The sequence below is a fragment of the Bacillus sp. FSL K6-2971 genome, from assembly GCF_038006405.1.
Taxonomy (GTDB): domain Bacteria; phylum Bacillota; class Bacilli; order Bacillales; family Bacillaceae; genus Bacillus; species Bacillus pumilus.
Genome location: NZ_JBBOVD010000001.1, coordinates 3,683,917 through 3,702,634 on the forward strand (window position 1 = coordinate 3,683,917; position 18,718 = coordinate 3,702,634).

24 protein-coding genes are annotated in these 18,718 nt (G+C 41.9%); 2 read left to right on the plus strand and 22 right to left on the minus strand.

Translation table 11 applies throughout. The features are described 5' to 3' along the window. Positions 1-45: 45 nt before the first annotated feature. Entirely contained in the window at positions 46-276 is a 231-nt protein-coding gene (locus MHI33_RS19600) for a DUF1146 family protein (RefSeq protein ID WP_044140141.1), read from the minus strand. Positions 277-413: 137 nt separating this feature from the next. Between MHI33_RS19600 and MHI33_RS19605 the strand changes: the two genes are divergently transcribed. Further along, the gene (locus MHI33_RS19605; RefSeq protein WP_376699995.1) at positions 414-920 is read left to right on the plus strand and encodes a hypothetical protein; all 507 of its coding nucleotides are present in this window, start codon (positions 414-416) and stop codon (positions 918-920) included. Between the two features lie 41 nt (positions 921-961). Here the strand turns inward: MHI33_RS19605 and MHI33_RS19610 are convergent, their stop codons facing one another. The 21 genes from MHI33_RS19610 to prfA form a co-directional block, all read right to left on the minus strand. After that, positions 962-1,357, minus strand: coding sequence for a F0F1 ATP synthase subunit epsilon (locus tag MHI33_RS19610; protein ID WP_044140142.1), 396 nt, complete (start codon positions 1,355-1,357; stop codon positions 962-964). 24 nt (positions 1,358-1,381) lie between these two features. Further along, the gene (atpD, locus tag MHI33_RS19615) at positions 1,382-2,803 is read right to left on the minus strand and encodes a F0F1 ATP synthase subunit beta (protein WP_044140143.1); all 1,422 of its coding nucleotides are present in this window, start codon (positions 2,801-2,803) and stop codon (positions 1,382-1,384) included. 24 nt (positions 2,804-2,827) lie between these two features. Beyond that, positions 2,828-3,694 carry a F0F1 ATP synthase subunit gamma gene (locus MHI33_RS19620; RefSeq protein ID WP_044140144.1) on the minus strand — a complete coding sequence of 289 codons (867 nt, stop codon included), beginning with the start codon at positions 3,692-3,694 and terminating at the stop codon, positions 2,828-2,830. An 88-nt stretch (positions 3,695-3,782) separates the two neighbouring features. Continuing rightward, complete coding sequence (gene atpA, locus MHI33_RS19625) at positions 3,783-5,291, minus strand: F0F1 ATP synthase subunit alpha (RefSeq protein WP_034660286.1); 1,509 nt, start codon at positions 5,289-5,291, stop codon at positions 3,783-3,785. A 16-nt stretch (positions 5,292-5,307) separates the two neighbouring features. Further along, positions 5,308-5,853, minus strand: a complete 546-nt coding sequence (locus MHI33_RS19630; protein ID WP_034660287.1) for a F0F1 ATP synthase subunit delta — start codon at positions 5,851-5,853, stop codon at positions 5,308-5,310. Then, positions 5,850-6,371: a F0F1 ATP synthase subunit B gene (atpF, locus tag MHI33_RS19635; RefSeq protein ID WP_044140145.1), complete on the minus strand. Its 522-nt coding sequence runs from the start codon at positions 6,369-6,371 to the stop codon at positions 5,850-5,852. The genes MHI33_RS19630 and atpF overlap by 4 nt, the downstream gene beginning before the upstream one ends. Positions 6,372-6,502: 131 nt before the next feature. Beyond that, positions 6,503-6,715: a F0F1 ATP synthase subunit C gene (gene atpE / locus MHI33_RS19640; protein WP_044140146.1), complete on the minus strand. Its 213-nt coding sequence runs from the start codon at positions 6,713-6,715 to the stop codon at positions 6,503-6,505. A gap of 54 nt (positions 6,716-6,769) precedes the next feature. Continuing rightward, positions 6,770-7,504: a F0F1 ATP synthase subunit A gene (gene atpB, locus MHI33_RS19645; protein ID WP_044140147.1), complete on the minus strand. Its 735-nt coding sequence runs from the start codon at positions 7,502-7,504 to the stop codon at positions 6,770-6,772. A gap of 7 nt (positions 7,505-7,511) precedes the next feature. Further along, on the minus strand, positions 7,512-7,895 hold the full coding sequence (locus MHI33_RS19650) for an ATP synthase subunit I (protein ID WP_044140148.1): 384 nt from the start codon (positions 7,893-7,895) through the stop codon (positions 7,512-7,514). A 523-nt stretch (positions 7,896-8,418) separates the two neighbouring features. After that, on the minus strand, positions 8,419-9,048 hold the full coding sequence (gene upp / locus MHI33_RS19655) for a uracil phosphoribosyltransferase (RefSeq protein WP_003214553.1): 630 nt from the start codon (positions 9,046-9,048) through the stop codon (positions 8,419-8,421). 146 nt (positions 9,049-9,194) lie between these two features. Beyond that, a complete protein-coding gene (gene glyA / locus MHI33_RS19660; RefSeq protein WP_012011552.1) occupies positions 9,195-10,442 on the minus strand; it encodes a serine hydroxymethyltransferase in 1,248 nt (415 codons plus the stop codon). A gap of 177 nt (positions 10,443-10,619) precedes the next feature. Then, on the minus strand, positions 10,620-11,159 hold the full coding sequence (locus tag MHI33_RS19665) for a TIGR01440 family protein (protein WP_065097862.1): 540 nt from the start codon (positions 11,157-11,159) through the stop codon (positions 10,620-10,622). A gap of 12 nt (positions 11,160-11,171) precedes the next feature. Next, positions 11,172-11,621 carry a ribose 5-phosphate isomerase B gene (rpiB, locus tag MHI33_RS19670; protein ID WP_044140151.1) on the minus strand — a complete coding sequence of 150 codons (450 nt, stop codon included), beginning with the start codon at positions 11,619-11,621 and terminating at the stop codon, positions 11,172-11,174. A gap of 140 nt (positions 11,622-11,761) precedes the next feature. Further along, positions 11,762-12,220, minus strand: coding sequence for a low molecular weight protein arginine phosphatase (locus MHI33_RS19675; RefSeq protein ID WP_265208899.1), 459 nt, complete (start codon positions 12,218-12,220; stop codon positions 11,762-11,764). Positions 12,221-12,283: 63 nt separating this feature from the next. Continuing rightward, positions 12,284-12,838, minus strand: coding sequence for a manganese efflux pump MntP (locus MHI33_RS19680; protein ID WP_044140153.1), 555 nt, complete (start codon positions 12,836-12,838; stop codon positions 12,284-12,286). Positions 12,839-12,898: 60 nt separating this feature from the next. Beyond that, positions 12,899-13,951, minus strand: coding sequence for an L-threonylcarbamoyladenylate synthase (locus MHI33_RS19685; protein WP_278176925.1), 1,053 nt, complete (start codon positions 13,949-13,951; stop codon positions 12,899-12,901). A gap of 161 nt (positions 13,952-14,112) precedes the next feature. Next, on the minus strand, positions 14,113-14,556 hold the full coding sequence (locus MHI33_RS19690) for a GNAT family N-acetyltransferase (protein WP_003215151.1): 444 nt from the start codon (positions 14,554-14,556) through the stop codon (positions 14,113-14,115). A gap of 63 nt (positions 14,557-14,619) precedes the next feature. Continuing rightward, positions 14,620-15,276, minus strand: a complete 657-nt coding sequence (spoIIR, locus tag MHI33_RS19695; protein WP_340913293.1) for a stage II sporulation protein R — start codon at positions 15,274-15,276, stop codon at positions 14,620-14,622. Positions 15,277-15,394: 118 nt separating this feature from the next. Then, on the minus strand, positions 15,395-15,874 hold the full coding sequence (locus tag MHI33_RS19700) for a hypothetical protein (RefSeq protein WP_340913879.1): 480 nt from the start codon (positions 15,872-15,874) through the stop codon (positions 15,395-15,397). Positions 15,875-16,016: 142 nt separating this feature from the next. Next, complete coding sequence (gene prmC / locus MHI33_RS19705; RefSeq protein WP_126741257.1) at positions 16,017-16,901, minus strand: peptide chain release factor N(5)-glutamine methyltransferase; 885 nt, start codon at positions 16,899-16,901, stop codon at positions 16,017-16,019. Beyond that, a complete protein-coding gene (prfA, locus tag MHI33_RS19710) occupies positions 16,891-17,958 on the minus strand; it encodes a peptide chain release factor 1 (RefSeq protein WP_044140158.1) in 1,068 nt (355 codons plus the stop codon). Before prfA ends, prmC begins: the two co-directional genes overlap by 11 nt. 210 nt (positions 17,959-18,168) lie before the next feature. On the opposite strand from prfA, the gene racA reads away from it, so the two are divergent. Continuing rightward, positions 18,169-18,717: a chromosome-anchoring protein RacA gene (gene racA, locus MHI33_RS19715; protein ID WP_126741256.1), complete on the plus strand. Its 549-nt coding sequence runs from the start codon at positions 18,169-18,171 to the stop codon at positions 18,715-18,717. The last annotated feature ends 1 nt before the right edge of the window (position 18,718 follow it).

Genomic DNA, 18,718 nt, shown 5'->3' on the forward strand with positions numbered 1-18,718 from the left:
CTTCTTTTTAAGTTCCCGCATAAGGCAGTGACCAAACCTTTTACGTTAGAACATATAAGGTATTTGTCTGGAGAAATTTAAGTAATCAAGGAAGAAATTGCTGACTGCAGATGCAATAGCAATGGTAATGAGCATCATCAGCAATCTTGCCTGAATGATTTTCCCTTTTTTAATCAGTGGGTCAATATTTACGGCAAGCAATGCCCACCATGTAACCGCAATAAAAAACAGGTGGATCACGATACTAACAATTGCTTGTTGTCCTACGTCTTCCATACAGTTGAATCCTCCTTTTATTTATTTCTGTAAAGGAAAACTCCCTTTCATTATATCCTCGAAAATCGGAAAGATGAATCATTTGGAAAAAAGAGCTACATTTAGAGTAAATCCCCTCTTATCCTGGTACCAAGGAGATGATATACTGCGTGTGGAAGGAGCTGAACATATTGAAAGATTCTTTTCCTGACTTTGTTGATTTGTACGGAGAACTGGTTCCCTCATTTGATCATGAATGGGAGGCCATTGCTTTCTACTTTGATTATAGACAGACACAGCTAGAAGAATTAGCGCAATTGTGTCATTTTCATAACATTTCTTTGGATTACTCTGAGGAAAGCCTGAATCAGTTAGAATCACTTTACTTTGATGCATTTACCAAGCAGCTGTTTGCCGAGTGGAAAATGCCAATAGATGCATTAGAAGCGATGATGAGTGTGTATATGGGAGAGGTTGTTCTTCGTCATCATTCAGATGCTGACTGGGTGGTACGGCCTTATATGGACTCTCCACATCAATATACGCTGGGTTTGCGACGGCACAATAAAACGTGGCATAGTACGCAGTTTTGCGAGCACTTATATCTTGAAAAACAGGATTCTCATCCATATGTGTCAATGTACCAATCCCTCATGTCACTTTAAAAAAATCCTTCTTATCATTGTGATAAGAAGGATTTTCTGTTTTATTTCCCTGCTACATTTAAACGGTTTAACGCCCGTTTTAATGCGAGTTCCGCCCGGCGTATATCACTTTCATTCGGGTGGTTCAAATGCTCTTCAGCACGCTGTTTCGCTGATTTAGCACGATCGACATCAACTTTATCTGATGTTTCAGCGGCCTGAGCAAGAATGGTTACTTGTTCAGGGCGAACTTCAACAAATCCACCACTTACTGCAACCAATTCAGTTGATCCACTATGTTTTAAGCGAACTGCACCGATTTTTAGCGGAGCAACCATTGGAACGTGGCCAGCTAAAATACCAAGCTCACCGCTTTCTGCTCTGACACTGACCATTTCCACATCCGCTTGATACACTGGGCCGTCGGGAGTAACGATATTGACTTGAACGGTCTTCATGCTTTTACCCTCCTAAGGACCAGATTAGGCCTCTACACCCATCTCTTTGGCTTTTTCAACCACTTCTTCAATGCGTCCAACTAAGCGGAATGCATCTTCTGGAAGGTGATCGTATTTACCAGATAAGATTTCCTTGAAGCCTTTAACAGTTTCCTTCAATGGCACGTAAGAACCTTTTTGGCCAGTGAACTGCTCTGCTACGTGGAAGTTTTGAGATAGGAAGAATTGAACACGACGCGCTCTGTGTACCACAAGCTTATCGTCCTCTGATAATTCATCCATACCTAAAATGGCAATGATATCTTGTAGTTCTTTATAACGCTGCAATGTTTGCTGCACTTCACGCGCAATGGCATAGTGCTCCTCGCCAACGACCTCAGGTGCAAGTGCACGAGATGTTGAAGCAAGAGGATCAACCGCTGGGTAAATACCCATTTCAGTCAGCTTACGCTCAAGGTTTGTCGTTGCATCAAGGTGAGCGAACGTTGTTGCTGGAGCTGGATCCGTATAGTCATCCGCAGGTACATAGATCGCTTGAATCGATGTAACCGATCCTACGTTTGTAGACGTGATACGCTCTTGCAGCTGACCCATTTCTGTTGCAAGTGTCGGCTGATAACCTACCGCTGAAGGCATACGTCCAAGAAGGGCTGATACTTCAGAACCTGCTTGTGTAAAACGATAGATGTTATCGATGAAGAACAATACGTCTTGACCTAGTTCATCACGGAAATGCTCTGCCATTGTCAAACCAGTTAGGGCAACACGCATACGTGCACCTGGTGGCTCGTTCATTTGACCGAAGACCATGGCTGTTTTTTCGATAACGCCAGAATCTTTCATTTCGTAGTAAAGGTCGTTTCCTTCACGTGTACGCTCTCCAACACCAGCGAATACAGAAATACCGCCATGTTCTTGTGCGATGTTGTTGATCAATTCTTGAATCAGAACGGTTTTACCTACACCGGCTCCACCGAATAGACCGATCTTTCCGCCCTTGATGTAAGGAGCAAGAAGGTCAACAACTTTAATACCCGTTTCAAGAATTTCAACTTCTGTAGAAAGTTGATCAAAAGAAGGCGCTTGTCTGTGGATTGGATCTCTTTGAGCTTCCACACCAAGTGGCTCATCTAAGTCAATATTATCTCCCAGTACGTTGAATACACGTCCAAGTGTTACGTTACCAACTGGTACTGAAATTGGTTTTCCAAGGTCTACAGCTTCCATACCGCGCTTCACACCATCTGTTGATGCCATTGCGATGGTTCTGACTGTATTATCACCTAAATGTAGTGCTACTTCTAAAGTTAAGTCGATCGTAACTTCACTTTCACTTTCCGCTTTATGCGAAACTCTGATCGCATTATAAATCTCAGGCAAGTGACCGTCTTCAAAATGAACGTCTACGACTGGTCCCATGATCTGACTGATGCGTCCTGTTTTCATTGCATTCCCTCCTGACAATTATTTCTATTCTAAGGCAGCTGCTCCGCCGACAATTTCTGTAATCTCTTGTGTAATCGCTGCTTGACGAGCACGGTTGTAAGAGAGTGTCAGGCTGTCGATCAATTCCTTTGCGTTGTCTGTTGCACTCTTCATTGCTGTCATCCTTGCAGCATGTTCACTTGCTTTACTGTCAAGAAGCGCACCGAAAATCAAACTCTCTGCATATTGAGGAAGGAGAACTTCAAGAATTTCTTCTTCAGAAGGCTCAAACTCATAAGATGCGGAACGTTTATTGGGTGTCGCTGCGGCCGAAATGTCCGTTAGCGGCAATAATTTCTTCTCTGTTACTTCTTGTGAAATGGCACTGACAAAGTGGTTGTAGAACATGTAAAGTTCGTCAAACGCTTCATCAGAGAACATTTGAACTGTACTGCTTGCTAATTCTTTAATATCAGCAAACGCTACTTCATCTCCAAGCCCTGTGACTTCAGAAATAACTGGAATACCGCGCTTTTTGAAGAAGTCGCGTCCGATTTTACCAATCACAATCACCGTATATTCATCAGCGGATTGATGACGAGATTGAATGGTTTGGTAAGCGGCACGCAAAATCGAGCTGTTAAAAGGTCCTGCAAGTCCTCGATCAGATGTAATGACGAGATACCCTGCTTTCTTGACAGGTCTTGAAAGAAGCATTGGGTGCTTAGCACTTGTTCCAGTTGCGATTGCAGCAACGACTTCCTGGATTTTCTCCATGTAAGGAACAAAAGACTTCGCATTGTTTTCAGCACGATTCAGTTTCGCAGCTGATACCATTTGCATCGCTTTTGTGATCTGACTCGATTTTTTCGTTGACGTGATCCTTGACTTTATATCGCGTAATGAGGCCAAAGATTTCACCACCTTTTTTCAGGAATCCGTGTTCATTTACGTGAAAAGAGAGAAAAAGAGAATCTTTTTCTCTCGGAAAGATTACTAATTAGTTGCTTGGTGCAAACGTACGTTTAAAGCCTTCGATTGCTGTATTCCACTCTTCATCAGCAGGCATGTTTCCTGTTTGAGAGATCGTGTCAAACAAGTCTTTATGGTTTTCTTCAATGTACATGAATAACTCAGCTTCGAAACGTTTGACATCAGCAATCGCGACATCGTCCAAGTATCCTCTTGTAAGTGCATAAAGAATCGCTACTTGTTTTTCAACTTTAAGCGGTTTGTTCAAGTCTTGTTTTAAGACTTCAACTGTTCTAGCACCACGGTTTAATTTTGCTTGAGTCGCTTGGTCTAGATCAGATCCAAATTGAGCGAATGCTTCAAGCTCACGATAAGAAGCAAGATCCAGACGAAGTGTACCTGCTACCTTTTTCATCGCTTTGATTTGTGCAGAACCACCTACACGGGATACAGACAATCCTGCGTTTACAGCTGGACGTACGCCTGAGAAGAAGAGGTCAGATTGTAAGAAAATCTGTCCATCTGTGATTGAAATAACGTTTGTTGGGATATATGCAGAGATATCGCCAGCTTGCGTTTCTACGAAAGGCAATGCTGTGATAGAACCGCCACCCTTTTCGTCACTAAGCTTCGCTGCACGCTCTAATAAACGAGAGTGAAGATAGAAAACATCACCAGGGAATGCCTCACGACCTGGAGGACGACGAAGCAATAATGAAAGCTCACGGTAAGCTGCCGCTTGTTTAGAAAGGTCATCATATACAACAAGTACGTGCTTGCCGTTATACATGAATTCCTCACCCATCGTTACACCTGCATAAGGAGCAAGGTATAGTAGCGGAGCTGGCTGTGATGCAGAAGCTGTGACTACAATTGTGTAATCAAGCGCACCATGCTTACGAAGTGTTTCAACAACACCACGAACCGTTGATTCCTTTTGTCCGATCGCTACATAAATACAGATCATGTCTTGATCTTTTTGGTTTAGGATCGTATCAATTGCAACAGATGTTTTACCTGTTTGACGGTCACCAATGATCAATTCACGCTGTCCACGTCCGATTGGAATCAAGGCATCAATTGCTTTAATCCCTGTTTGAAGCGGCTCATGTACAGATTTACGATCCATCACGCCTGGTGCTTCACTTTCGATTGGACGAGTTTTGCTTGTTAAAATTGGACCTAGTCCATCAACAGGCTGACCAAGTGGGTTCACAATACGTCCGATTAACTCTTCACCTACTGGAACCTCCATGATACGACCTGTACGTTTTACATCATCACCTTCGCGGATATCTTTGTAAGGTCCTAAAATAACGATACCTACGTTAGACTCCTCAAGGTTTTGAGCCATACCCATTACACCGTTAGAGAACTCAACCAGCTCTCCTGCCATAATGTTGTCAAGGCCATGTACACGCGCGATACCGTCCCCTACTTGAATGACTGTACCGACATCTTTTACTTCAATTTCAGATTGATAGTTTTGGATTTGCTGCTTTATCAGCGCGCTAATCTCTTCAGCTTTGATACTCACTAAGGTTTCACCCCTTCTAACGATTTTCGCCTGCAAGCTGACGTTCAATGCGGGAAAGCTTTCCGCTGACACTGCCGTCATAAATGCGGTTTCCGATACGGATTTTCACTCCGCCTATTAGATCCTTGTCAATCACATTTTCAACACGCAGTGATGTGACTCCGGCTTTTTTGGCAAATACTTCAGATAAAGATTGAATTTCAGCGCCGCTCAGCGGTTTCACTGAATACACGACCGCATCGTCTATTTGTTTCGTGCGGTTTGCCAGTTTCACAAACTCAGACGTCATTTCAGAGAAAATATTCGTGCGCCCGCGGTCAATTAATAAATACATTGTGTGCAATACATGTGTCGAAACACCTTTGAAAGCTTCTGCAATCAAATGTTTCTTTTTGTCTGCCGTAATCTTTGGATGAACAAGAAAGTCATTCAATTCTTGGTCAGCCTTTAGAACTTTTTTGATCTCATTCAGCTCTTTTTCAGTTTCGTCTACTGCCGAAGAAGCAAGAACGATGTCAAAAAGAGCAGAAGCGTAACGCTTAGAGACAATAGTCACGCTCATCGGCTTTCGCCTGCCTCTTTAAGATACTCTTGAATCAATTTCTCTTGTGCTTGCTCATCAAGTTCTCTTTCAATCACTTTAGATGCAATAAGTACAGATAGTGATGCAACCTGCTCGCGCAGTGCAGCCACAGCTTGTTCTTTTTCTTTCACGATTTCAGTTCTAGCAGACTCTTTCAAGCGCTCTGACTCTTGACGTGCTGCTTGAATGATCTCTTCTTTTTGCTTCTCACCAATCTTTTTCGCATTTTCGATGAGTGTATGTGATTCTTCGCGTGCTTCTTTCAATAAGACACGTTGTTCTTCAAGAAGCTTTTCAGCTTGAACGTGCTTTTGTTCAGCACTTGAAATTTCATTTCCTATATAATCTTCACGCTGTTTCATAATCCCTAATAAAGGCTTAAGCGCAAATTTCTTTAAAAGTGCAAGCAAGATGAGCAAACTTAAAAGTTGGAAAATCATATCTCCACCTGTAAATACACCAGTACTTGCTCCTAGTACCATTGGTAACTGTGACATATTTGTTAGGCAACTCCCTTCCTAAAGTTAATTGTTAAGAAACCATAAAACATAAAGGAATGGCGAAGGTTCTGTCTAGAATGATCTTCGCCATTTCGTCTCATATAGTCTATAGTGCAGTTCTTAACACATTAACCAAAGAATGCAAGGAATGCGATAACTACTGCGATGATCGGAACGGCCTCAACTAATGCAACCCCGATGAACATAACTGTTCTTAACTCTCTTCCAGCTTCTGGTTGACGAGCAATACCTTCTACTGTTCTTGAAACGATTAAACCGTTACCAATACCTGCACCTAGTGCTGCTAAACCAATTGCAATTGCTGCTGCTAAAATATTCATTTATAAAGCTCCTCCTTTAATTTACGTCCACATAAGGACAAGAAAATTTTAAAATTAATGTTCGTCGCTGACTTTATGAGAAATGTACACCATTGTCAGCATAGTGAAAATGAATGCTTGGATGGCTCCAATAAACAGACTGAAACCTTGCCAAGCAAGCATTGGCACAATCGCACCAATTGTTCCGACGATGCCAAGCCCAATATTTTGAGCATAAAAATTCGTGGATAATCCTGCAATTAGACCAAGCAAGATTTCCCCGGCGAAAATATTACCATAAAGACGCAAACCGAGCGTTAGCGTGTTTGCAAATTCTTCAATAATCTTAAGCGGGAATAGAAATGGAATAGGCGCGAGGAAACCTTTTACATAATTCTTCATTCCTCTATGTTTAATCCCATAGTAATGAGACAGACCCACAACAGTAATCGCTAGAGTGAGTGTAATGCCTGGATCAGCAGTAGGTGATTTCCACCAAAGCTCATTTCCAATAGTAATGGCAAATGGTAAACCAAGCATATTAGAGACAAATATGTACATAAGCAATGTGACGCCAAGTGCAATAAAAGGAGCACCTGTCTTCATGTCCATCGAGCTTCCAATAATATTACGGACGAAATCAACAACCCATTCCATAAAGTTTTGTGCCTTGGTTGGACGGATTGCCAATGTACGTGTAGTAAGAACTGCAATGAGAAAAACGATGATGCTGGCTACAGTAATCATAAGAACATTGGACATATTAAATGTTAATCCTAGAAATTCTTCTGTTCTTGCACCGTGGTTCAAAGAGTATTCACCTCTCTTCCGTTGTAGAGCGTTTAAGCTGAATGAAGGAATCTATCATAATGACAGGATAAATTGTCATTAATCCAAAAACAATACCTACCAGATGAACATATTCTGGGTAACGCCAAGCAATGGCAACTGCGATAAGTCCGTTGCACCATCTTGCCGCACTTCCTAGAGATCGCACAGGTTTACCTGTTTCAATGGAGTGATCAAAAGCATTCATTCTTCGAATCACAAGCAGTAAATTAAAAAAACTGAATAACGTGCCGATAATTAAACCAAGAAATATTGTTTTATAACTTGGCAATGCATAACCTAAAACAAATGCAGCCAAGATATATAACAAATATTTACTTTGCCTACGAAAAATAAGGTTTGGCTCATCCATCAAATATCTATCTCCTGATGAAGAATTTTGTGAAAAAAGTCAATAAATGGTGATTAAATCCATAGAAAAGACATTTGTTTTTACGCCGTTCTATTCAGAAAAACAAATCACCAAGAAACTGATTGTGCAATCAGACTTGACATCTTAAAATTTATGGGGTTCTGCTTCATTAGCTGGTATGAACCCATTTTTTTCGGGGTTTTTTAGGATTCATATTGAGGATTGATAGAGTGCTATAGGCTATGAAAACCTTACCATAATACCCTCGTTTAGCATACAATAGGCTCTATGATGTGTCAATCAGTTGAAAGTTAAAAAACTTTTCTATAAATATTGGCGCACACAGAATGTTCACATTTTCAACATAATTGTATAAAAATATCACAAAGCACTCGAGAAATATGAGAATTCCCAAGGTTCATAACAGGACTCCCTATGACGAACGTCCTTTAAAAATTTAAATAAGAGCATTTTTTAAAACCAAGAAGTCAAGTACATGATATGTACATGACTTCTTTGTTAATTATTTCGTTCCATACATACGGTCACCAGCATCACCAAGGCCTGGGATAATGTAACCTTTTTCGTTTAATTTCTCATCTAATGCTGCAATGTAGATATCAACGTCAGGATGATGCTTTTGCATTTCTTCTACACCTTCAGGAGCAGCAATCAGACACATGAAGCGAATGTTTTTTGCCCCGCGTTTTTTCAAGCTGTTCAATGCTTCGACTGCTGAACCTCCAGTTGCAAGCATTGGATCTACTACGATAAATTCACGCTCTTCCACATCAGATGGAAGCTTCACATAATATTCAACAGGCTTTAATGTTTTCGGATCACGGTATAAACCGACATGTCCCACTTTAGCAGCTGGAATGAGTTTCAAAATCCCGTCCACCATTCCAAGACCTGCTCTTAAAATTGGCACAACACCGAGTTTCTTCCCTGAGATCACGTTTGATTTCGCTACTTGTACAGGTGTTTCTACATCTACCTCTTCAAGCGGTAAATCTCTTGTGATTTCAAATGCCATTAATGTTGCGACTTCATCCACTAGCTCTCTAAATTCTTTTGTTCCTGTATGAACGTCACGAATATATGTAAGTTTGTGTTGAATAAGCGGGTGATCAAATACATAAACCTTTGCCATTGCTTGCTACAACTCCTTTTCTGTCATCTTCCGGTGAACTTTGCACACTTCCTACAATTCTACATAAAAAGACATCATCTTTCAATATGATTCGCAAATCCTACAAAAAAAACCCACATGCCAAAAATAGGCAAATGGGTCTGCTTTTAATAATCTAATTCGTTATATAGAGGGAAGCGGGCAGTTAGATCAGATACACGCTTTTTCGCTTCTTCTAATTTCGCTTCATCTTCATGATGTTTTAGAGCAAGCGCAATAATGGAACCTACTTCTTTCATCGCCTCTTGATCGAAACCGCGGCTTGTCACTGCTGCTGTACCAACACGTACACCACTTGTGACAAAAGGTTTTTCTGGATCATAAGGAATCGCATTTTTGTTCACTGTAATACCGATTTCATCAAGAACATTTTCTGCAATTTTTCCTGTAATGCCAAGAGAACGCAAGTCGATAAGAACAAGATGGTTATCCGTTCCACCGGACACAAGCTGAATATCTTCAGATAAAAGGGTTTCAGCTAGCTGCTTTGCATTGTCAATGACGTTTTGTGCATACGTTTTAAAATCTCCGTTCAATACTTCACCGAAAGAAACAGCTTTTGCAGAGATGACATGCATCAGTGGTCCACCTTGAATACCAGGGAAGATCGATTTGTCGATCTTTTTACCAAACTCTTCACGGCATAAAATCATTCCGCCGCGAGGTCCACGCAATGTTTTGTGAGTTGTCGTTGTCACAAAATCTGCATAAGGAACTGGATTTGGATGAAGACCTACTGCAACAAGACCTGCAATGTGAGCCATGTCGACCATAAAGTAAGCACCGACTTCATCCGCAATCTCACGGAACTTTTTGAAATCAATTTGACGTGGGTATGCACTTGCACCCGCAACAATTAGCTTTGGTTTATGTTCACGTGCTTTTTCAAGTACATCTTGATAGTCGATATGCTGCGTTTCTTTATCAACACCATATTCTACAAAGTTGTACTGTACACCACTAAAGTTAACAGGGCTTCCGTGTGTTAAATGCCCGCCATGTGATAAGTTCATACCTAGCACTGTATCGCCATGCTCAAGAATGGTAAAGTATACGGCCATGTTCGCTTGAGCACCTGAGTGAGGCTGTACGTTCACATACTCAGCGCCAAAAATTTCTTTTGCGCGGTCACGTGCGATATCTTCTACAACGTCTACATGTTCACAACCGCCATAGTAGCGTTTACCAGGGTAGCCCTCTGCATATTTGTTTGTTAATACAGAGCCCTGCGCTTCCATGACTGCTTCGCTTACAAAGTTTTCTGATGCAATTAATTCAATTTTGTCTTGCTGGCGTTTCCGCTCTAGTTGAATTGCCTTGAATACTTGTGCGTCTTGCTCAGGTAAATGTTTCATCAGCGAAATCCTCTCCAATCTATTTCCATTCGATGTTTTCACCATCTCATTGTACACGGTTTTTGAGTGAAATGTAAAAGTTTTTTTGGGAAATTGACTTCTTTTTTTGCGAAAAACCGAATGTTCAAGTGGTGAAGCGCCTTCATCATTCAACATTATATTAGAAATATATCTAAGCTAAGATCTTGTATAAACCGCTCGTTCTCCGCCAATCAGCTTCGGACGCGTTTTCGCAAACGTCACATGTGCATGTCCTAATTGATGACGACTAAGGCGAACAGGTACAGCGACTCTCTTTAGATGCATCCCAATTAATGTATCACCGATATCGATTCCAGCATGCGCCTCGATGGATTCAACTAACACAGGATGTTCCATGTGCTGATACGCATGAGCCGCCATCGAACCACCCGCCTTTCGGACAGGTACTGCCGCCACAATCTCTAGGTTAAGCCGGAAAGCCACTTCTTCTTCCACAACAAGAGCACGATTCAAATGCTCACAGCACTGGAAAGCGAGGTCAATACCGGTCTCTCGTCTTAGCTGATCCAATTCTTGATAAATGGACGCAGCTATTTGCTCATTTCCTGCTGTCCCAATATGCTCACCAGCCACTTCTGATGTACTGCAGCCGATCACTAAGATTTGCCCAGCACGCAGTTCGACCATTTGATGAAACTCTTTTAACATTTCAAGCCAATCTTGACCAATGTTCATGTTAAGCGCTCCTTATAGGTGCTTTTCTTCGTAATCAGCAATCTTACCAATCCGTACAGCATGTCGTCCTGCCGTAAATTCTGTTGTCAGCCAAATATGTGCAATCTCACGTGCTAATCCAGGTCCAATGACTCGTTCTCCCATTGCAAGGACGTTTGTATCATTATGTTCTCTAGTCGCTTTCGCACTAAATGTATCATGCGCCAGCGCACAGCGAATTCCTTTTACTTTGTTTGCCGAGATACTCATACCGATGCCTGTCCCGCAAATTAAAATGCCGCGGTCAACTTCTCCGTTTACCACCATATTGGCTACAGGAAAAGCATAATCTGGGTAGTCTACAGAACCTGATCCACATTCACAACCCATATCAATGTATTCAATCTTCAATTCATCCATCAGTTGTTTGATTTCTTCACGAATATTCGTTCCGCCGTGATCGGATGCAATAGCTACTTTCATCGGGCAATTCCTCCTAAGGGTGAGTTGATCTGTTAAGCCTTACATTTATTTTTTATTTACAGTTATATTTTAACCTCTGCTTAGTCATTTGCAAACAAAAGCAGAAAAACCGTTGTTGCAACGGTTTTACAGGTTGTCCATTATGAGGATGTCCGATCCTTTTTCAATTTCTCAGCCAGCTGATGGAGCAATGCTTCAAGTTCATCACGTGTTTCCTGATAAACAGACAGGCTTCCTCCAAATGGATCGGAAACATCGCCTTCTGTTCCTGTCGCGAATTCCTTTAGAGTGAAGATCTTGTCTTTTACATGTGCATATTGCTCCATAATCAACTGTTTATGCTGCATGGTCATGGTGAAAACGTAATCAGCTTCTCGCAGAAGATCCTCTGTCAGTTTTGCTGAAGAGTGATTCAGCGGAATGCTTTTCTCAAATAACGCTTCGACCGCTTGAGGAGAAGCCTTCCCAGCATCTGAGGCAAAAATGCCCGCTGATTTAACAGTGACCTCTAAACCTTTATCATGTGCAATTGAAGCAAAAAGGGCTTGAGCCATCGGACTTCTGCATGTATTTCCCGTACAAACAAATAAGATTTTCATCTTTCGCCCTCCTTTTCTTCTATTATATAGCATTTCATTCTACATGTTATGTAAGGAGACTGACTAGAGCGGAAATAATAATTTGATACCAAAGGCTAGTAAAATGATTCCGCCAAGCGCCCCGCTATATGATCCCACCCATGATCGAACCTGTTTACCGAGTAATAATCCAAGCCATGTGAGGATCATACTAAAAAAACCAAACAATAAAATGGTCATCCACACGCGAGAACCGTAAATTCCGAGGCTTAAACCAACGGAAAAACTATCTAAGCTGACACTTGTTGCAAAAAGAACAAGACCAGTGCCCACAGGTGCGATAAATGGTTTATCTTCTTTGCGAATAGAGGCAATGATCATTTGCAGCCCGAGCACCAAAAGCAGCGCCCCGCCGATATAGGTGGCAAGGAGACCGAGCCAGCCTGATAAGAGCTGACCTGTTAACATGCCAAAAAGCGGCATAAACATATGAAATATCCCAATGACAAGTCCAATATAAATGATCTGGCGGAACCTCAGCTGAATCATTCCCATGCCAAATCCAACCGAAAAAGCATCCATCCCCAGTGCAAAAGCCATGATGCTGAGCGTCAGCAATTCGCCAGCTAGTTCGTACATGTAAATCCCCCTTGGACACACATTCTCCTTTAACCTATGTTTGTCCAAGAAGGGTTAGAACTATTTGAATGAAGAGAGGATTCGGCCTCCTGCCGCTTTTTGCAGACGGTTCATAATTGCTGAACCAACCCCCTGTTCTGAAAAGGCTTCTGAAACAATAACATCTACATCTGTCTCATCAAATTGTCTCAGTACACGATATAAGTTCGCCGCTATCGTTTCAGGTTTTTCTCTCCATCCACAGCTGAAAACAACATCTGCCGCAAACAACGATTTCTTTTCTTCTGTTGTCAGCACACCAACTTTTAAACCTGCTGCTTGGTATGTTTGAATGTGAAGCTGCATCTCTTCATCACTTCCAAAAAAGAGGTACATTTTAGCTTCAGGGGCATAGTGTGTGTATTTCATCCCTGGCGATACAGGCGCCTCGTCCTTTTTTGTCAGCCCTGGGTCAATACTGACCGTTCCTACTACCTCTTCTAAAGCTTCTTTTGTAATTCCGCCCGGCCTTAGGATGACTGGAATCTCGTCGACACAGGATACAACCGTTGACTCAACGCCAATACCAGTTGAACCACCATCGACAATCCCAGCGATTCTTCCATCGAGATCACTCGCTACATGGTCAGCTTGTGTTGGTGATGGTTTGCCTGAACGGTTGGCACTTGGTGCGGCAATCGGCAGGCCAGCCGTTCGGATAAGCTCCAGCGCAATCGGATGGTCAGGCATTCTCACACCGACCGTGGATAAACCTGCCGTGACCTGCTTTGATAAAGCGCCCGGCTTACACGGAAGAACAATGGTTAAAGCACCCGGCCAAAAGGCATCCATCAATGCCTTTGCTTTTTCGCTTTCTATTTGTGCAAATTCATGAAGCTGCTCAATCTCCGCAATGTGGACAATCAATGGATTATCACTTGGACGCCCTTTCGCTTCATATATTTTCATGACAGCTTCTGTGTCTTTCGCATTAGCCCCTAGTCCATACACTGTCTCTGTCGGAAAAGCGACCACTTCGTTTTGCTGCAATAACAACGCTGCCTGTTCAATTTGTGGATAGTATGTGGATAAATCCTTTTCTAAATCCACAGACCACCTTTTTGTATTTAACATCATACAAACTCCTTTTAAAAAAGATAAAACTGTTGATATATCTCAATTATCCTTTTGAAAGTATAAAAGATGATGATCAATAAAACAAGCGTTGTCCACAATTTGTGGATAACGCTTGTTTAACAGTGGATAAGTATGTGTATAAGTTCAATATATTGTGATTAACTGGCTTTTTTTTGAAGAACCACAGCCTGTTCTTTCGCTAAGATCTCTTTTGCATGTGCAGATACCCACATGCTTTCTGGAATATCCTCTAAAGCCGTGAAGCCCATCAATGCCAAAAAGTCATGCGAAGAGGAGTGGTTGGCAACGACATAAAACGTATCCACACCTATTTTCCCTCCGAGCGTTTGAACACTTTGGAACAAAGACACGATGTGTCCTTGACCTAGTTTATCTGATATGACAAGAGACCGGAGCAAGCCCTCTTGTTCACTAAGCTGTTCAAGACCTAAACACCCTGCCAGCTGACCTTCTGCATCTTCCATGACAACAAATGTCGTACGCTCTGCAAGCGTGACGCCGCCTTTCGCTTGTCCTTTTTCAAGAAAAGCATTGATCGCTGGGGCATCTTCTTCTGTGGCTATTCTTAATTGATAAAACATGCTTTCACCTCTTTTTGATCTCTTACTTCAACTCTATGAGGCAAAAACAGATTTATACCTTTTTTAGGAGAAAAGACTAGAGACCCATTCGAATAAAAAGAATTTCACTTCACCCTTCTCTTCTTTCTCGTCTTTGACCACTTCATTCACAGATTCATCTGTTTGCTGCGCTGTCACTTCGGAATCCTCATCCCCCTCTGGCGACGCGATGGCTTCTCCATTTGAAAAATCGATAAAGCAGAGCGGCGGGAATAACACACACCACCAATTGGCTCCATCCCCTTCTCCAAGCGTAATTAAAATGGCTTCATATTTCCCTGCAGGATAGACGAAATTTCCATAGAGCTTTGTTGGAAATGAGGCTTTTTGAAAACTGACTGATACGGATTGATCAATGTGCTGCTCCTTCAATTTCGCTTTGGCAATGCGATTGATTTCTGGCAGCTTGGACCGAATCACACGTCTTGCTTCTTCGATGGATGTAAGGTCTTTGACCCATTCTGTCATATTAGCATTGACTTCGTCTCGAATGCTTCTTTTCACATCCTGATCTGCTGAACGATCACTATTTGCTAAAATGCGTAATCGAATGGCTTCCTCTGGTATCACAACAGGCTGATTTGCAGAAGCAGCCGCTGTCTCCTCTCTGCCAAGGTTTGCAAAAGCACCGCATAATAATAGAAACATATAAAGACAAATCATCATTTTACTTTTAAACATGATGTGTTTCCCCCACTTTTTCTCTTCGCTACAAACATTGTGTCCAGGAAACCCATCTCATAAACAGGAAAAATGATTTTTTTAATAGATTATGAGTCAAATGAAAAAAACCGTTCCATTAAGAACGGCTTTGGAGTGAGGATTGGTAATCGGAAGGGTACAGTCTTCCATCCCAATCTCGGCTGATTTTTAACCCTGCATCTGTTTTGATGACAGTCATTGCTCCTTTTTTCTTGATTTCTTTTTTGACTTTTCCGTTTTGATTAATAAATTGAATTATCATTTCATAGTTAAATTCAATTCTGTCATCGCTTTCATCTGAAGGCGTAAACGTAATTTTCTTCAGCTTAATTTGACAATCTTGATCCTTTGCTGCTTCTAACACGCTTGGGAACATGCTGTCTTGTGTATATTCTTGATATTCATGCTCGGTTAAATAAGACTTCAGCTTCTCCTTCATATCAGTTAGGTCATCTGTTCGATTCACTGTGTATTGTGCTTTTTTATAGCTTTCTCCAAATGCTGCTGCTTCTTTTTTAAAGCTCGGTTTGCCACAAGCACTCACAATCAATAGTACACTGACGATGACCAACACCATCGCATACCTTCTGTTCACACCATTCGCTCCTTCAAAACAAATTTATGTAAAAAAATCATGATCAGAATGTTCATTCTTCTATATATACGTTTCTCTTTTACCATAAGTTTCATCTTTACATAATAAAATAGTCCGACTTTATTCAGCCGGACTTTCCGTTTTGAATGTGTGCGCAAACAGCTCGGTCTTTCCCATTAATATCCTTGACGATGCGGACATCTGCCGCGGGAAATGACTGCAAGAGAAGTGCTTTTACATCTTGCCCTTGCGTATGTCCAATTTCAAAGACAACGACCGCCTGTTTATGAAGTACATGGTGAAGATCACGAATGAGACGCTTATAAAACCACAGACCATCACGTCCATCTGTCAGCGCATTTACTGGTTCATGCTTCGTAACCACCTCTGACAAGCTGTCCATTTCTTCTGCCGCAATATAAGGTGGGTTGGAAATAAACAGATCCACTTTGATGCCCTGATCTTTGATAGGTTCGAGTAAGTCCCCTTGTAAAAAATGGACGTCTGCACCTAGCGCTTGTTGATTCCGCTTTGCTACCGCAAGTGCTTCATGTGAAATATCCGTTGCTGTGACAGATAGTGTTTCTTTTTCAAGAGCGAGCGTAATCGCAATTGCCCCGCTTCCGGTGCCAACGTCTACTGCTTTGAGCGGCTGATCGTGCGGGAAGATGTCACTCATCAAATTCAGCGCCGCCAAAACGACCTCTTCCGTTTCAGGGCGAGGAATGAGAACATGTTTGTTCACCTCGAATGGACGGCCGTAAAAGAATTCAATACCTGTTAGATGCTGAACAGGCACGCCTTTCTTGTGCTGCGTGACAAACTCGCTGAACAACCGATCTTGCTCCTCTGGCAGCTGATCATGAAAACATGCAAGAAGTTCACTTCTGCTTAGGCCCAGTACATGCATCAAAAGGAGCTCTGCTGCGTTTTGGTCTCTACCGGCTTCCGTTAACAAAGAAGAAGCCCATTTAAGGGCTTCAAAATTGGTTCGCTGATTATTTTGCATTTTGAAGCTTTCTTGCTTGGTCTTCCATAATTAATGCATCTATGATCTCGTCAAGTTTTCCTTCTAAAATTTGATCAAGCTTTTGAATCGTTAATCCGATGCGGTGGTCTGTTACACGGTTTTGTGGGAAGTTGTACGTACGGATACGCTCTGAACGATCCCCTGTTCCAACAGCAGATTTACGCGTTTGATCATATTCAGCCTGGGCTTCACGCTGGAATTTATCATAAATTCTTGCACGTAACACTTTCATGGCTTTTTCTTTGTTTTTGATTTGTGATTTCTCATCCTGACAGGATACAACCACGCCTGTTGGTAGGTGAGTTAATCGAACAGCAGACATGGTTGTGTTAACACTTTGTCCGCCAGGTCCGCTTGATGTGAAAGTATCTACACGGATGTCTTTTTCGTGGATATCAATTTCAACTTCTTCAGCCTCGGGCAAGACAGCAACTGTCGCTGTTGATGTATGAATCCGTCCGCCTGATTCCGTTTCCGGGACACGCTGCACGCGGTGTGCACCGTTTTCAAACTTTAGTTTGGAATATGCGCCTTTCCCGCTGATCATAAAGATAATCTCTTTATAACCGCCAGTTCCAGTCACACTCGCTTCCATTACTTCTGTTTTCCAGCCCTGCATTTCAGCATAACGGCTGTACATACGGTAAAGGTTTCCAGCAAAAAGCGCGGCCTCTTCTCCTCCTGCTGCACCACGAACCTCCACAATAACGTTTTTGTTGTCATTCGGATCTTTCGGGATCAGCAAGATTTTCAGCTCGTCTTCTAAACGTTCCGTTTCCTCTGTGAGCTCTGAAATTTCTTCTTTGACCATGTCGCGCATCTCGGCATCCAGCTTTTCTTCCAGCATTGCTTTCGCTTCGCTCAACTGGTCGTATGCCGCACGATATTGTCTATATACCTCAACAGTTTCTTGAATATCAGATTGTTCCTTTGAATATTCACGAAGCTTCTTAGGGTCGTTCACCACTTCAGGGTCACTTAAATATTCATTTAGCTTTTCATAGCGTTCTTCAATTGATTTTAAACGGTCTAACATGGTCTTCACCTCTGTTTTGTGCGTAACAGTCTAATTATAGTATAGCGGGGTATGACAGTCAAAAAAATTTCCAAAACAATTGATTTTCTGCAATTTTTCGCTAGAAAACACGATCTTTGGCGATTGGTTACTTGTTTTGTCTAACGTGAAGGAACAGGTCCTTCTTGAAGAGAATGGTACTTATAATTGAAAAAAGGGAGGGCATTTGGTTTGAATACAAATGAGGTTGCAAAAGAAATTGGCGTTTCTTCAAAAACGATTCAGCGTTGGGTCAAACAGCTCAACATCCCTGTCGCCCGGAATGAACTTGGACATTATGAATTTCATGAAGATATTGTACAGCTTCTCAAAGAAGTCAAACACCAAATGAGTGAGGGTGTGATCCTTCAAGACATTCGATTGCCAATCCACGCGAAAACCGTTCAACAGTTATCGCCTGCTGCAGAAACTGATGCCTCCACAAAGCGGATTGAAGCATTAGAAAAGCAAGTGAATCAGCTCATTCAGCAGCAATTACACAGCACTGATGTAGAAAAACGACTGCAAGAACTCGAACGGAAACTGGCTAAAAAAGCAGATGAAGGTGTATCATATCAGCTGCTCCAGCACCGTAGAGAAATTGAAGATCTCACCACTAAACTTGAGCGTCTTGCTGGGAGCTTGAAACAACCCTCTCAAATAGAAGAAAAAAAAGAAATCACGCACACTGACATCAAAAAAAAGCGTGCGCTCTTCCCTATGTTTCATTCATTTCGCTAAA

What these genes read in the sequence shown, in the direction of transcription:
- MHI33_RS19600 (WP_044140141.1), bottom strand. Translation starts at nt 276, where the DNA reads ATGGAAGACGTAGGACAACAAGCAATTGTTAGTATCGTGATCCACCTG.
- MHI33_RS19605 (WP_376699995.1), top strand. Translation starts at nt 414, where the DNA reads ATGATATACTGCGTGTGGAAGGAGCTGAACATATTGAAAGATTCTTTT.
- MHI33_RS19610 (WP_044140142.1), bottom strand. Translation starts at nt 1,357, where the DNA reads ATGAAGACCGTTCAAGTCAATATCGTTACTCCCGACGGCCCAGTGTAT.
- atpD (WP_044140143.1), bottom strand. Translation starts at nt 2,803, where the DNA reads ATGAAAACAGGACGCATCAGTCAGATCATGGGACCAGTCGTAGACGTT.
- MHI33_RS19630 (WP_034660287.1), bottom strand. Translation starts at nt 5,853, where the DNA reads ATGAGCGTGACTATTGTCTCTAAGCGTTACGCTTCTGCTCTTTTTGAC.
- atpF (WP_044140145.1), bottom strand. Translation starts at nt 6,371, where the DNA reads ATGTCACAGTTACCAATGGTACTAGGAGCAAGTACTGGTGTATTTACA.
- atpE (WP_044140146.1), bottom strand. Translation starts at nt 6,715, where the DNA reads ATGAATATTTTAGCAGCAGCAATTGCAATTGGTTTAGCAGCACTAGGT.
- MHI33_RS19650 (WP_044140148.1), bottom strand. Translation starts at nt 7,895, where the DNA reads ATGGATGAGCCAAACCTTATTTTTCGTAGGCAAAGTAAATATTTGTTA.
- upp (WP_003214553.1), bottom strand. Translation starts at nt 9,048, where the DNA reads ATGGCAAAGGTTTATGTATTTGATCACCCGCTTATTCAACACAAACTT.
- glyA (WP_012011552.1), bottom strand. Translation starts at nt 10,442, where the DNA reads ATGAAACATTTACCTGAGCAAGACGCACAAGTATTCAAGGCAATTCAA.
- MHI33_RS19665 (WP_065097862.1), bottom strand. Translation starts at nt 11,159, where the DNA reads ATGAACATTGGTCAAGATTGGCTTGAAATGTTAAAAGAGTTTCATCAA.
- rpiB (WP_044140151.1), bottom strand. Translation starts at nt 11,621, where the DNA reads ATGAAAGTAGCTATTGCATCCGATCACGGCGGAACGAATATTCGTGAA.
- MHI33_RS19675 (WP_265208899.1), bottom strand. Translation starts at nt 12,220, where the DNA reads ATGAAAATCTTATTTGTTTGTACGGGAAATACATGCAGAAGTCCGATG.
- MHI33_RS19680 (WP_044140153.1), bottom strand. Translation starts at nt 12,838, where the DNA reads ATGTACGAACTAGCTGGCGAATTGCTGACGCTCAGCATCATGGCTTTT.
- MHI33_RS19685 (WP_278176925.1), bottom strand. Translation starts at nt 13,951, where the DNA reads ATGTTAAATACAAAAAGGTGGTCTGTGGATTTAGAAAAGGATTTATCC.
- MHI33_RS19690 (WP_003215151.1), bottom strand. Translation starts at nt 14,556, where the DNA reads ATGTTTTATCAATTAAGAATAGCCACAGAAGAAGATGCCCCAGCGATC.
- spoIIR (WP_340913293.1), bottom strand. Translation starts at nt 15,276, where the DNA reads ATGTTTAAAAGTAAAATGATGATTTGTCTTTATATGTTTCTATTATTA.
- MHI33_RS19700 (WP_340913879.1), bottom strand. Translation starts at nt 15,874, where the DNA reads ATGGTGTTGGTCATCGTCAGTGTACTATTGATTGTGAGTGCTTGTGGC.
- prmC (WP_126741257.1), bottom strand. Translation starts at nt 16,901, where the DNA reads ATGCAAAATAATCAGCGAACCAATTTTGAAGCCCTTAAATGGGCTTCT.
- prfA (WP_044140158.1), bottom strand. Translation starts at nt 17,958, where the DNA reads ATGTTAGACCGTTTAAAATCAATTGAAGAACGCTATGAAAAGCTAAAT.